Source organism: Ornithinibacillus proteolyticus (genome assembly GCF_039581225.1).
GTDB classification, from domain to species: Bacteria; Bacillota; Bacilli; order Bacillales; family Amphibacillaceae; genus Ornithinibacillus; species Ornithinibacillus massiliensis.
In genome coordinates, this window is the sequence record NZ_JBCPXV010000027.1 from 37,116 (window position 1) to 51,961 (window position 14,846).

Genomic DNA, 14,846 nt, shown 5'->3' on the forward strand with positions numbered 1-14,846 from the left:
AGGTGTTATAATTGAGTACGAAGAATATGCTTTATCCACATGTTCACCCTTTAAAGCCAGTATCCTATGGACCTGATTTCCCTATTATAGTTCGGGGTGAAGGGATATACATCCAAGACACACAAGGAAAAGTTTATCTTGATGCAATAAGTGGTTTATGGAACGTTTCTTTAGGTTATGGAAATCCTAAAATTAATGAGGCCATAATAAATCAGCTAGATAAAATTGCTTATGTCAATCCAATACAACATAGTAACCCTACTACAGTAAAGTTTGCAGAACAACTATTAAACGTTGTTCCAGATAATATAGTAAATGTTATCTATACATGCACTGGTTCTGAATCTACAGAACTAGCAATTAAGATCGCTCGTAAATATAATCAACTAAAAAGTAGACCCCATAAAAACAAAATTGCCACATTAGATTTATCCTACCATGGTACGTATTACGGATCGATGAGTATCAGTGGAGTTGATCGTGAAGTTTCTTCAGAATATGGTCCTAATCTGTCAGGGATGATTTTTTTACCCACTCCTGTTAAGAAATACCCTAATCAAGCAAATAGTGATAGCATTGACGAGATTAAGGAAGAGTTACACAATATTTTCAATCGAGATGGGGGAAATATTGCTGCAGTAATTATAGAGCCTGTACTAGGTTCCGGGGGATCCATACCTCTCACGGTAGAATATGTTCAATTGATAAAAAAATTCTGTCTGCAACATGATATCTTGTTAGTCATCGATGAAGTAGCTACAGGCTTTGGTAGGACTGGAAGATTGTTTGGGTTTGAGCATTATAACATTGAACCAGATGTCCTTTGTTTGTCTAAAGGAATTAATAATGGTTATTTGCCATTAGGAGCTACTTTAATTAGCAGTAAAATTTATGAAACCTTTATAAGTCATAATACCCAAATTGAACATTTATCCACACAGAATGGTAATCCATTAGCTTGTGCTGCAGGAATTACCTCCTTGGAAATAATCAATAATGATAAATTACTAAAACACGTGACAAACATTGGCGAATATCTTCGAAACGAAATTTTTAATACACTCCAGAGTCATAAGAATTTTTCCGAAACACGAGGTAAAGGTCTTATGCTAGGTATTGAATTGGTTAAAAATAAAAAAACTTATCAATGCCTCAGCTACCAACAGATTAGTGAGCTTGTTAATAAATTTACGCAAAAAGGACTAATTGTTTATCCATTCTTTAATCAGCCACGTACAACAGGAATACATTTATTCCCGCCATTTATATTAACATATGAAGAAGCTAATAAAATTGTAAAAATTATCAAGAAAGTATTTGATAATACTATTTATTGATATTTTCTTGAACATTTACATCTTTATTATATAGCCCACACTTTTATTGCTAGATAAATTAATTCGGGTTTTGATGCCATTATGAAAACATGCAATAAAATTACTCGTGATTAAATTATGGTGGGATGCAATCCTTTTAACTACTTTTCAATTGAAATAGTTCAACGCCTTTACGATTAAGCTCACCTTAATTAATATTGGTGAAATACAAGAAGGCAATATTCCTATAAGAACCGTAACTGAATGTTATTCTACTTTAGAAAATTATTTTATATCTACATTGAAAACAAATTTTCGAACGGTTCTTTTGTTATTTTAACTATTTTAATTGGTCATTAATTATCACGATTATGGATTATAAGTATTCAAAAAGTAATCTATTATACGAAGAAATCCCTAGTTCAACCCATATCATTTTAAAATAAATATTGCTGTTTAATAAGAGGCCATTTTGTCAATCCTTCGATAATGGACTCTTTTTTTATTATCACTACAAGGTTTCGTCGAATCTCCTAAAACCTGTTATAGTATGTTAATTAACAATTTCTTAAAGCAAAAGCGCTTCACATTTCACATACCATTCTTAATGGAGGATAATGACTATACATACAAAAGTATTGATGTCGTTCAAATGCAACTTTGTATAAGAGAATATTTAAGAAAAGGTTCATTTTTATTAGATTACAGGAGGAGCAATGAGAAGAGCAATGCTATATTTCGTAATTTTTTTAATTCTACTATTGGTATCCATTATTTTATTTTTAACTATTAACCCCGTGTTCGGTGGAAATCCAAGTAAACAACAACAAGAGAAATTTGAGAAATTACCTAACTATCAAAACGGAAAGTTTACCAATCAAGTAGCAACGGAGATGAACATGGGAATCTCTGGGATGTTCAAGATGGTTAAAGAATCTATATTCCCAGGAGATAACGATCGCTCTCCAACTGGGGACTTACCTATTTCTAAATTTGATTGGGAAATGGTGAAAAGTGAAGAAGATAGTTTAACTTGGTTTGGTCATTCTACTTTTTTATTAAGTATTGATAATAAGAAAATATTGGTGGATCCAATGATTGGACCTAGACCCTCTCCAGTTTCATTTGTAGGGGGAAGCAAACGCTATAGTCAGGATCTTTTACATATCATTGAAGAATTACCACCTATAGATGCAGTTTTCATTACGCATGATCATTATGATCACTTAGATTATACATCCATAATGAAGCTAAAGGATAAGGTATCTCATTTTTTTGTTCCTCTAGGAGTAAGTACTCATCTTATTCGATGGGGAGTTGACAAAGAAAGAATCACAGAACTTAATTGGTGGGATGAAACAGATTTTAATGGTTTAACGATTGCATTGACTCCTTCCAAACATTTCTCAGGAAGAGGGCTACTCAATCGCAACTCCACTTTATGGGGAGGTTGGGTTATTCTTGGGGAGAATACACGTTTTTATACAAGTGGGGATGGCGGATATGATAAACATTTTAAGGAAATAGGAGAAAAATACGGTCCGTTTGATATTACACTAATAGAAGGTGGTCAATATGATGAGCTCTGGGACTGGGCTCATATGAAACCAGAAGAATCCCTTCAAGCCCACTTAGATGTAAATGGAAAGAATATGATGTTAATTCATTGGGCTGCATTTACCCTCAGCTATCACAGCTGGACAGATCCAATTGAACGCGCATTAAAAGAAGCTGAACGATTAGAAGTGAATATAATGGCTCCACAAATAGGGGAAACGGTCCCTTTAAATAGAGACTTGCCATTAGAACCTGATTATTGGTGGGATTTTTAGTAGGAAATTTAAGCTTCTAATTAAGTTAGCATTGCCGATACTGATTGTTCCAAAAGAATACTCCCCATATGGTACGCAGATTCTAAAGAAAAATCTGTTTCGCCTTATGGGGAGTATTTTTATCTAAGGTATGAATTAATAATGACATCAAAGTCTTCCTTTAATAGTCTAATTCAAAGTTATCAAGCATTGCACGTACTTCATCCGTTGACTCTGTGCTCATCAACTGATTTCTTAATTCACTAGCCCCTCGAAATCCTTTAACATAAATCTTAAAGAAGCGATGAAGAGCCTTGAAGGAACGTGTCTCTAATTCTTGTGAATATTTATCATAAAGATCAAGATGCAATCTTAACAGATCAAGTAATTCCTTGCTGCTATGTTCTCTTGGCTCTTTTTCAAAGGCAAATGGATTTTTAAAAATACCACGGCCAATCATCACTCCGTCAACACCATATTGCTCCACAAGCTGTAAACCAGTCTGACGGTCAGGAATATCCCCATTAATCGTCAACAGTGTTTCTGGTGCTATCGCATCACGAAGATCTTTGATTTCTTTAATTAGCTCCCAATGAGCGTCAACTTGGCTCATTTCCTTTCTTGTACGCAAATGAATTGAAAGATTAGCAATGTCCTGCTTCAATACATGTGTTAGCCAGTCCCTCCACTCATCTACATCCGTATAACCAAGTCTTGTTTTCACACTTACAGGCAATTCTCCTGCCTTTGCAGCTTGTATTATTTCTGCAGCGACTTCTGGACGAAGGATCAGGCCGCTTCCCTTTCCTTTTGCTGCCACATTAGGAACAGGACAGCCCATATTAATATCCACACCTCTAAATCCCAACTCCGCCATACCAATACTCATTTGTCGGAAGTAATCGGGTTTATCACCCCAAATATGGGCAACAATTGGCTGTTCATCGTCTGTAAATGTTAAACGTCCACGTACACTTTGGGTTCCCTCTGGATGACAGTAACTCTCCGTGTTTGTAAACTCAGTAAAGAACACATCCGGTCTAGCTGCTTCGCTCACGACATGACGAAAAACAACATCTGTCACATCTTCCATTGGAGCAAGTATAAAAAATGGCCGTGGTAAATCACGCCAAAAATTATCTACCATATTAAATTCAAATCCTTTCACTATGGGATATCAGGTCAGTATCAAATCCCAAAAATAAAACGCTATATTGTCAATGTTACCTATATACTTATAGCATGCATAAGCGCTTTTTATCAAGCTATAGTTAATTCCAGACATTATAAACTTTACCATTTACTATTAGAGGGTGGGACAAAAGAATTTATATTAAAGTAAAAACCAAATCATGAGCAAAGACCACGCTGCGGAAATTTACTTACGGTTGCTTCCAGTACAGGGGCGACATCTGTAAGAAAAGACCATCGCAGTGTCTTCTTTTTCACCGCCGGGCAGCTGGTGAGCCTCCTCAGCTCTTTTATAGAAAAAAAAGACAGGAGCCCCTGTCTCATCTTTTCCTACTTTATAATAAAATCAAGAATAGCTGGAGCAAAATCCATACTTGTAAACAATTATAAGCTCCTTCCATTCCTTAACCATTATGGAATGACCTTTTACGATTCTGCAATCATGTCTAACCATTTTATATCAGCTTCTAAATGAAGCAACGCTCCTTCAATAAGCAGTTTCATCGTTTCATTTCCTGAGCTCAGCATTTGTTTCTTGAGATGAGTAAGATGAAGAATATCCTTTATCATCGTTTCCTTTTGATTTCTTATCATGCTTTGTCTATTCTCATAAGTCACTTGATTGGCGCATAGAAACTTAAAGTAAAATTCGTCCTTGAACAAGGATCTACCAACAGGCTCCTCCAACCAACGCCAGAGCTCCTCTTTACCGGCAGTTGTAATCGTATAGAGCTTGCGGTCCTTCTTATCATGACCTGGGGTTTCTACTAGTGAATCCCTTTCTAGTCGGTCAAGTGTCGTATATACCTGTCCTGCATTTAATGGCCACATTCCTTGCACCATTTCCTCGAATCCGGTCTTTAATTCATAACCATGTCTAGGTTTTTCATACAATAGGGCGAGTAGTGAATGTTTTACTGACATGTTGATATTCCTCGCTTATCCATAATTTATTGCTTCTCTTATCGATATTTTTGATGCTGAATTACTTGGTATCCAGGCAGCAAGAAGTGTAAATACAATTCCTCCTGCAACAGATATAACTAAACTAGACCACGGAACCGAAAATTCAAGAAATGCTGGCGCTTGAGTCGAAGTAGCATTTAAATAAATAACTAATATTCCATACAATATTCCGACAACGACCCCAGTAATACCGATTAACAAGCCTTCTGCTATAATCATAATTCTCACCTGTGACTTTGTAAAACCTAATGCTCTCATCGTCCCGAGTTCTTTCGTACGCTCTAGCGTATTCATAAAAAGTGTATTACTAATTCCAATTGCCGAAATCGCAATGACTAATATAAGTAGGGCAACAATCAAATCTTTCATACCTTCTAGCCCACTTTTTGCTTGCTCAATAATTAATTGCCTCATATCTACATTTGCAATTGAATCTCCATAAGTAGTCCAAAGACTAGCTAACACGATTGGAATAGTCTCTTCATCCATTACATCAATCGTTATATGATAGTTCCATGCCCAGTTCAAGTAGTCCTGTACAATTGGTTCCTCTACAAATCCTACATAACCTGAATAATGAGCGGATTGAACTGTTCCTTTGATAAAAAATTCTGTCTCACCAGCTGGCGTATGAAAGGTAAATATATCCCCGACTGCTGCCCCCATTTCAGCTAATGCACGATCGCCTATATAAATAGATGGCATATGACTTGTTACATCTGTCGTTTCCGTTAAATCGAACATACTAGCATCATTATTACCTGAAAAAGAAAAGATGGAAAATTCTCTAAGTTCATCATCTGGAGAATACCATGTCACATTCGGTATTTCCGCATAATCCTCTACCTTTTCAATACCTTCTATAGTTGCTAAGGCTTCTATCTCATTTTCCGTCCAGGCGGTTTCTTTCTCTACTATAATATCCCCACCAAAGGTTGCACGAATATCCTTCTCCAATCCTACAGGCAACGATTCTAATGCCGCACTCATAAATAATGCTAAACTAACTCCAATAGCCAGCATCGCAGCAGTATTTGCGTTTCGTTTCTCAAATTGCTTCAATGAACGATCTGCCTGTTTTCCTAAGAAACCGAACAACATCACAATGATTGGTCTAAGGACATATTGAGTAAGCTTCATCCATAGCGGGAACAGGAGAACAAGCCCGATGAATAGAAGTAAAAACGCCCATACATTATCAATCAATCCAAGAACGGTACAAAGAACACCTATTATCACTCTTGGTATGTTAATTTTATTTACATTATCGCTTTTTTGACCTGCCATTGCATCTAATATCGGGATTTTACCAGCCTTGTATATTGGGATTGCTGCTGCTATAAAAGGAAATACGATCCCTATGATAGCTGATATAATCATAGGTGACACGATTTCTACTTCATACGTGATATTTTGTGTCACAATGGAAGAAATTAAAATCTCTTGAACAACCATTCCTAGCCAAACCCCAAAACTTAAACCAAGCACAGTACCTATTCCTGCTAGAAAACCAATTTCCTTAAAATTAAGTTGAATCACATTTCTACTTGTATAGCCTAAGCTCTTCATAATAGCAATCTCATTATTGCGTTCTATAATACTCGTACGAATCATATTGAACGCAATAAAAGCACTTATAAAGATCGATAATATTGCTATTAGGTCAAATACAAAATACATCCCATCCACATTATTATATTGCTGGGTATCTACGACAACTGGTTGAACAAACAAATCAGAGCCTGCTAAATCCCTTTCGTATTCCGCTTGCAGTTCTTGTGGGTCCAGAATCCCATCAACTTGAAAGCGATACTCCGTAATCTGCTGACTCATTCCCACCCATTCTTGAAGAATAGCTAGTGGAACGATTACCTCAAAGTCTCGGAAATTTGCTGCTTCCATTGTTTTCGGGCTATTTAAGACTCCACCTTCATATACAATAGCCGTAACTTCCAAGCTACCCATATTCTGAAAAGATACTGTATCGCCAATGTCTTTCCCCCAAAGTTTAGCTGTATTTTCTGTTAGGATTAATCCTTCCTTCGTCACATCTCCCTTTTTTACAGGTAATGGCATAATGTCATTTTGAAAGTCCGATAGCCCTGTGAAGTTTACCGTTGCTTGCACCGGAGAGTCCGTTTCCATATCAACAAAGCCTTGCTTTGTTAATAGTGCTATCCCTTCTGTCACCTCATCCCGATCAGGCAAATCCCCTAAATCATTTGCAGAGAAAAACCGCTCCGTTCCATATATCTTAAAATCCGCATTGCCAGCGGTTAATCTTTCTTGCTCATCCATAATATTGGAGAAGGTTGCCTTTGCAATGAGCATACTCGTCATGACGGAAACACCTAGGGCTATTGCAATCAGTGTAAATAAAAAGCGCTTTTTATGCCGTGTAATATTACGCCAGGAAACGCGAAAGGAATTTAGCATAATCCTCATCCTCCCTCGTCACTTCAGCTTCAATCAAACCATCTTTAAATAACACAATCCGATCTGCATAACCCGCGGCAAACATATCATGTGTTACCATAACAATCGATTGTTTTCTCTCCAGATGAAATTTCGCTAGTAAATCAAGTGTATCACTAGAACGCTGTCTATCTAGATTCCCAGTTGGCTCATCCGCCAATAAGATCGAAGGCTCGTGAATTAATGCTCTTGCAATAGCCACACGTTGCTGTTGTCCTCCACTAAGTTCATTAGGAAACCGTTTCTCATAGCCTACTAAATCAACGGCCGCTAATAATTCCTCCACTTTTCCAGGTGGTACTTTTTTTCCGTCAGCATGCAATGGAAATACGATATTTTCATAGATCGTTAATGTCGGTAATAATTGGTAGTTTTGAAAGATTAGTCCAATGTCCTTACGCCGTATTAATGTACGTTCTTTTTCTGATTTAAGCGCAATATCCACCCCATCAAGTTTAATAGAACCAGATGTAGGTGTATCCAGACCACCAAGTAAATGGAGTAACGTTGTTTTACCTGAACCACTCGGACCAATAATACACACAAACTCCCCTTCCTCTACCGAAAAATCAACTCCTTTTAGAACTTGTACGGTTTCTTTACCTGTTTTATATTCCTTCTTCAACTCAGTAACGTCAATCATACTATTCACCCCTCTGTTTTGATGGAAATATGGTATATGACCATGAATAAATAAAATCAATAATAAACACTAATCCCCAAACCATCGATATCCCATATAATGTCTCATTAGCATATGGTGTTTCCCCTATAATTTCCGTACCTATCCATGATAGATCTTGTAAATAAGGCAAAACTTGATTCCAATTGTCTAGACTGTAATTCAAGAAAATCAATTGAACGATGATAAAAACAAGTAAATGGATTATGGAACTGATTCGATATTTCTTTGCAATATATTTTGGATCCTTTTGTTTCTGCATCACGTATTTGTCTTTTTCCGTTAGTAGTTCTGTGCCACGCCAGCTGCCAATTTTTAAACGCATCCAACGATCAAGCTTCTTAAAATCACTAATCCCAAACGTACAAGCATATATAACAAATATGGTAATGACAATTTGGAATGTAGAAATTTCTCCCGTTTCTTTATACACGAACAGTGCTAATGCAGCTTCCAGAAACAACAACACGATAAACAGAAATAGGAAGCCCAAGCTTAACTTTCGTTTGTTTGCTACATAGCGAGTAACACCAAACAACAGAATGAAAATTAGTGATAACACTTCGGCTAAAATAAATATCTCCCACTGGTATCTCAATATAAAATCCATGTCTTTCTCCACCCTTTTTACATACTGAATATTTATATACCGAGTATATACTTACTCAGTATATACGTCAATAGTAATTTTACATCTTGTAAATCATTATCATAGAAAAGTAGATACCTATTTAGTCTTGACAAGCATAGGCTCAACCTTAGCAAGAGACCCATGTCTTTGTTTAAGATGATATACTCACCATTAGTCATCACTAGAGAATTCTAGAACGAAGTGTAAGCTGTGATTGTACAAATATGAATTCTGCCTAACGAAAAGATTTCCCCATGTTTTAGATGGCATTCCATAAATTAAAGTAGTTTGTTCAAATTGAATATTTTGTATTATAATGATTAGTGACATTACTGTAAGCGCTTGCTATCAAACGTAGGGAGAGGGTTTCACATGATTACTTTTATTGTTGCCATAGCTTTATTGATTACCGCTTATTTCACTTATGGAAAATATGTGGAAAAGGTATTTGGACCAAATGCAAATAGGCCAACACCTGCATACGCCAATCAAGACGGTGTTGACTATGTACCAATGAACAAACAGAAAAATGCATTGATTCAATTATTGAATATTGCTGGAACTGGCCCTATCTTCGGGCCAATCATGGGTGCTCTATATGGACCTGTGGCATTCTTATGGATTGTGTTAGGCTCCATATTCGCAGGGGCAGTTCATGATTACTTAACAGGGATGATCTCTATCCGAAATCGAGGTGCTCATATACCAGAACTTGCTGGGAAATTCTTAGGGAAGCTTTCTCGTCATTTAGTTAATGTTTTTGCACTATTGTTATTATTACTGGTAGGTACCGTGTTCGTCACGACACCAGCATCCTTATTGCATAATTTAATTGATGGTAAAATTGCTCTGATTGCTATTATTTTACTAATCTTTTCCTATTTCATCTTGTCTACTATTCTACCGATTGATAAGATTATTGGAAGGGTTTATCCTTTCTTCGGGGCAGTATTAATAATTGGTTCAATTGCAGTAGGTATTGCATTATTATTATCAGATTACACAATTCCTGAGTTATCATTAACGAATATGCATCCAGCTGATTTGCCGATTTTACCAATATTATTCTTAACTATTACTTGTGGTGCATTATCTGGATTCCATGCGACTCAATCACCACTTATTTCTAGAACGACACAAAATGAGAAGCAAGGACGCTACATTTTCTATGGAATGATGGTTGCAGAAGGTGTCATTGCCATGATTTGGGCAGCCGCTGCTATGAGTTTATTCGATGGTCAAAGTCTACAAGGATTAATTAATGAGGGTACCGCTTCCCTTGTTGTTAATGAAGTTTCCATGACTTTACTTGGCGCTGTTGGTGGTACAATTGCTGTTCTTGGTGCCGTTGTGTTACCGATTACATCTGGAGATACAGCTTTCCGTGCAGCACGAAATATCATCGCCGATTACATCAGGATGAGTCAAACAAAAATGGGGAAGCGTTTAATGATTGCACTTCCAATGTTCGCGGTTTCTTACTGGTTAACCACTATTGATTTCAACCTATTATGGCGCTATTTCTCATTTGCCAACCAAGGCACTGCAGCACTGGCTCTGTGGATTGGTACGATGTATTTGTTTGTTAAAAAGAAGAATTATTTCATTTCACTAATCCCAGCCTTATTCATTACTGATATGGTATTAACCTATATCTTATATGATAGTAATCTAGGCTTCGGCTTATCTTATTCAGCAGCACATACAGGCGGTATCATCATGACCATGCTCATTACTGCTTTATTCTTCTGGAAAGGGAATAAGAATAGAAAAGAGAACTTGGTTGTTGATATGGAAGTACCTTCAAATCAGAATGTAGCCTAAGAGACTAGCTAAAGATATTTTGCTATTTAGTGAAAAAAATTATAAAGCAGTTTAATAAATGAAAAGAGTGGTACTAATCAAATATATTGATAGGTACCACTCTTTTTCCTGTATCGATTAATTCTCCCGGTGAATATCCTTGCTTCGGCTCTTATATTCTAGCCACTTCCAATCCACTTTTTCTAAGAATTATTTCCTAATATAAAAAGCCAAAATAAGAGTAGTACCATACTATCTCTTATTTTGGCTTCGATAAAACTATTTATATAAACTCTTTTCATATCATTTAAAACAGATTAAGTCACTGATTGAAAGGTTCTACTTCCTTTTTTCCGCTTCCTTAGCTGTATTTGTATTACGAGGTTTTGGCTTGATTACTAGTCCAAGTTCTTTCTTCTCTTTGGATAATGAACGATAAAGCGAAATCAACATTAAGACAATTATCAATGAAAATGGGAATGCTGCTCCAATTAAAGCATTTTGGAGTGCTTTTAATCCTCCACTATATAACAGAATGATGGCTATAGCGGATTGTGCAATTCCCCAAGTAAATTTCACTGAATTTGGAGGTGTTAGTGATCCACGTGTTGTTTGCATTCCCAGTACAAATGTTGCAGAGTCTGCTGACGTAATGAAGAAAGTAGAAATAAGTGTTATTGCTACAAACGAGAGTACCATTGACCATGGAAATTCATTAAATATCGCAAATAAAATTTCCTCTGTAACAAAGTTCGTTAAATCTACATTTCCAGCATTTTGTACTTCAATTGCGGAAGTACCGAATACCGCAAACCATAAAAAGCTCACAACAGATGGTAGTAATAAAACACCAATTAAGAATTCGCGAATTGTTCTTCCCTTTGAAACACGCGCAATGAAAATCCCAACAAATGGTGACCAAGCAATCCACCATGCCCAATAAAATATCGTCCATTCATTAATCCATTCACGATGCCCATCATTTAATGGTGCAATTCGAAAGCTCATTTGAACTATATTTTGAATATATCCACCGATTGTATCTGTAAACATGTCTAATGTGAGAATCGTAGGTCCTACAATAAACATTAATAAGAATAACCCAACTGCTAGAACCAAGTTTGTATTACTTAAATATTTAATCCCCTTACCTAGTCCTGACATGGCAGATATCATGAACAGTATGGTGACGATAGCGATAATAATTAACTGTACAAGAAAATTATTCGGTATCCCAAACAAAAATGATAATCCACCATTAATCTGTGTGGCTCCAAACCCTAAAGTAGTGGCAACACCAACAATTGTAGCAAAAACAGCCAGCACATCAATAATGGTTCCGAAAGGCCCTTCCATCGCTCTTTTTCCTAGTACTGGTTTTAACGTTGCAGAAATAAGGCCTGGCTCCCCTTTACGGAAGTTAAAATAAGCTAATGCCAACGCTACAATTGCATATATAGCCCAAGCATGAATTCCCCAGTGAAAAAAAACATACCTTATGGCTTCTTTATTTGCTGCATTTGTTCCACCTTCTGCTAACGGGGGATCCATGAAGTGAGAAAGTGGCTCCGCCGCTCCCCAGAACACAAGTCCAATACCCATACCTGCACTAAATAGCATAGCAAACCAAGTAGGTTTAGAAAATGCGGGTTTATCCTCAGGCTTTCCTAGTTTAATAGCACCTACAGGGCTAAAAATAAGAAATACACAAAACAATACAATAATGGTCACTAAAATAAGGTAATACCAACCAAACGATGTTGTTATAAAAGCTTGGATATTATTAGTGATTTTTTCAAAGGTGCTTGGTGAAACTACACCAAATACGACTAATACCAACACAATTGCAAGTGAAATCCAAAAAACATTTGAAACTCTACGCATAAATATAACTATTCCTTTCTTTTATGTACGTTGAGACAAAAGTAATACTCTCTCTATTTCTTTCTGCCATCAACTGCGTTTGCCAGAGAAATCTAATCTCTCCTGCTAAACTAAAATAATTTTTGAAAAATAATCAAGGGGAATTAGGGTTAAATTCCTAATACTATACGGTTCATTAGATAAGTGGAGTATACTGCCCTTCTACTGGATAGGAATATAATCGATTCATATCCATAAAAGGAAAATAATCAAAGGACAAAAATATGAATGTACATACATTAAACTAATGAATTAATTAACAGCTATTTTTGTTAAAAAATATATGAAACTATTATAGTTTAACATAAAATATAGGATTTTACATGTAATGCGCGGAATTGTTAGCTGAAACCTTCTATATATAATTCATCCACGTTCTTCCGTAGCAGGTGTTTATTTGGTCTTCTCTTACAAATATCAAATATGTATAGTGGCAACACTAAACTGCCTTTGACCGGCCCATTCCCTAGAAGTCCTACTGCATTTAGTCCCCCCTCGAATAACCGGGGATATTCAAAAGCATTGAATAAAAGGCTATCATTAAAAATCCTAATATTAAAGATGATTAAATATTATTAGAACTTTCCGACTACAAAAAATGAGTATTAATACCTAGTTTATGGCTAGACGAACAAAGTCCCAGTACAAATAATTGCGAGTCTGTCTGTATAAAACATGTAAAAAATTGCATAAAACGGTATATTAACATATAGTTATCAATCGTATTTCTTACAAAAAACCCATAAACCTATTTATATCTAGGTTTACGAGCTTATCAATTACTATCTATGATACCCCTCTCAATAAACTGAAAATCCCTCTTTATTTCCGACAAGTCTCCAATCAGCTCTATACCAAATGGCTTGTTTTGTATGTCGGTAAATTACCATATAATAAAGCAAATCTTAAATAGAGCTAGTTGTTCGCCGATCAAGTGCATTGGCCACATATAGTTCATTACCAGTTTTGCTATTTAGCCGATTCGATTCACATTTTGAGCTAACTCTTTCTTTAAAGCTTTCACAAGCTCTTGAAAATATTGAAATGGCCCACTTATCCATAAATTACGGTGATAAACAAAATGAATTTGTCTTTCTAAATCTTGATTTTGAAATTCAATATCAATATAGGATAAATGTGCTTCCTTTTCTATTAATCGTTTAGAAATAAGTGCGACAGCCTTTCCATATGACAACATCTTAATAATTGTTGAAACAGAATCTAGTTGAATCATTTCCATCCTTAACTTCTTTTCTTGTAGCCACGACTGGGAAAAGCGACCTGTTGAACTAGATAGTCTGTGAACTAGTAGTGTCTGATTGTATAAATCATTTTCTTCTAAACTTATTTTCCCGTTAAATGAATGGTCCTTACTAAAGGCTAGCACAATCTTATCACTAGTAATAGGTTCATATAAAAGATCTTGCTCCTTATTACCTGTTTCCATAATTAAGCCACAATCTAGTTCTTGTAATAATAGTCTTCTTTCAATATCTGGAGCTGTTTTTACATCTAAGGAAACCTTGACCTTTGGATAGCGTTCAGCTAGTTGATGGATTAATTCCGGCATAAACAACTGTGCTGGAACACCACTTGCACCTAGCTTTAGAGAACCTTTTTCTCCATTTTTATAATCTGCTACGCTTTTTTCTAATGCTTGATTTGTCTGGCTTAATTGCTTTGCATAGTGATAAAGCATCTCCCCTGCATCTGTCAGTCGATAGCCACCTGCGTTAGTTCGAAAAAGCTTAATCCCATAATCATCCTCTAACGATTTAATATGAAATGATACGGTTGGTGTCGATAAACCAAGTGATTTAGCGGTATCTGTCATTTTTCTCGTTTCTACTAATGAAATAAACACATTTAATTTTTGTATATTCACTTTATCACCCTAAAGCATTTTAGATTTTTTCTAACGGAATGAATTTCATAATTCTTAGTCCATGTCTCCCAACGGTTTTGAGAGTTGAAAAAAGAAGCACCTCCCCAAATCTTGTATAATGGTAGTTGACTATACAACCATAAAAAGACTGAAGGAGTGCTTC

The 14,846-nt window shown here is 36.0% G+C and carries 10 protein-coding genes; 3 read left to right on the forward strand and 7 right to left on the reverse strand.

The window, feature by feature from the left end; all coding sequences use genetic code 11:
* Window positions 1–11: 11 nt before the first annotated feature.
* Complete coding sequence (locus tag AAIB49_RS13220; protein ID WP_343458293.1) at window positions 12–1,337, forward strand: aminotransferase family protein; 1,326 nt, start codon at window positions 12–14, stop codon at window positions 1,335–1,337.
* A gap of 707 nt (window positions 1,338–2,044) precedes the next feature.
* The gene (locus tag AAIB49_RS13225; RefSeq protein ID WP_186871054.1) at window positions 2,045–3,148 is read left to right on the forward strand and encodes an MBL fold metallo-hydrolase; all 1,104 of its coding nucleotides are present in this window, start codon (window positions 2,045–2,047) and stop codon (window positions 3,146–3,148) included.
* Window positions 3,149–3,308: 160 nt separating this feature from the next.
* Here the strand turns inward: AAIB49_RS13225 and AAIB49_RS13230 are convergent, their stop codons facing one another.
* From AAIB49_RS13230 to AAIB49_RS13250, 5 genes are all read right to left on the reverse strand, one after another.
* Entirely contained in the window at window positions 3,309–4,274 is a 966-nt protein-coding gene (locus AAIB49_RS13230; protein ID WP_186870997.1) for a tRNA dihydrouridine synthase, read from the reverse strand.
* Window positions 4,275–4,744: 470 nt separating this feature from the next.
* Window positions 4,745–5,242, reverse strand: a complete 498-nt coding sequence (locus AAIB49_RS13235) for a PadR family transcriptional regulator (protein ID WP_343458294.1) — start codon at window positions 5,240–5,242, stop codon at window positions 4,745–4,747.
* Window positions 5,243–5,257: 15 nt separating this feature from the next.
* Window positions 5,258–7,720, reverse strand: a complete 2,463-nt coding sequence (locus AAIB49_RS13240; protein ID WP_343458295.1) for an ABC transporter permease — start codon at window positions 7,718–7,720, stop codon at window positions 5,258–5,260.
* Complete coding sequence (locus AAIB49_RS13245) at window positions 7,689–8,402, reverse strand: ABC transporter ATP-binding protein (protein WP_343458296.1); 714 nt, start codon at window positions 8,400–8,402, stop codon at window positions 7,689–7,691. The genes AAIB49_RS13240 and AAIB49_RS13245 overlap by 32 nt, the downstream gene beginning before the upstream one ends.
* A 1-nt stretch (window position 8,403) precedes the next feature.
* On the reverse strand, window positions 8,404–9,051 hold the full coding sequence (locus tag AAIB49_RS13250; protein ID WP_339216633.1) for a hypothetical protein: 648 nt from the start codon (window positions 9,049–9,051) through the stop codon (window positions 8,404–8,406).
* Between the two features lie 393 nt (window positions 9,052–9,444).
* Between AAIB49_RS13250 and AAIB49_RS13255 the strand changes: the two genes are divergently transcribed.
* Entirely contained in the window at window positions 9,445–10,896 is a 1,452-nt protein-coding gene (locus tag AAIB49_RS13255; protein WP_186870992.1) for a carbon starvation CstA family protein, read from the forward strand.
* 318 nt (window positions 10,897–11,214) lie between these two features.
* On the opposite strand, the gene AAIB49_RS13260 is transcribed toward AAIB49_RS13255, so the two are convergent.
* Window positions 11,215–12,759, reverse strand: coding sequence for a glycine betaine uptake BCCT transporter (locus AAIB49_RS13260; RefSeq protein ID WP_343458297.1), 1,545 nt, complete (start codon window positions 12,757–12,759; stop codon window positions 11,215–11,217).
* A gap of 1,012 nt (window positions 12,760–13,771) precedes the next feature.
* Window positions 13,772–14,683, reverse strand: coding sequence for a LysR family transcriptional regulator (locus tag AAIB49_RS13265; protein WP_339216641.1), 912 nt, complete (start codon window positions 14,681–14,683; stop codon window positions 13,772–13,774).
* Window positions 14,684–14,846: the final 163 nt, after the last annotated feature.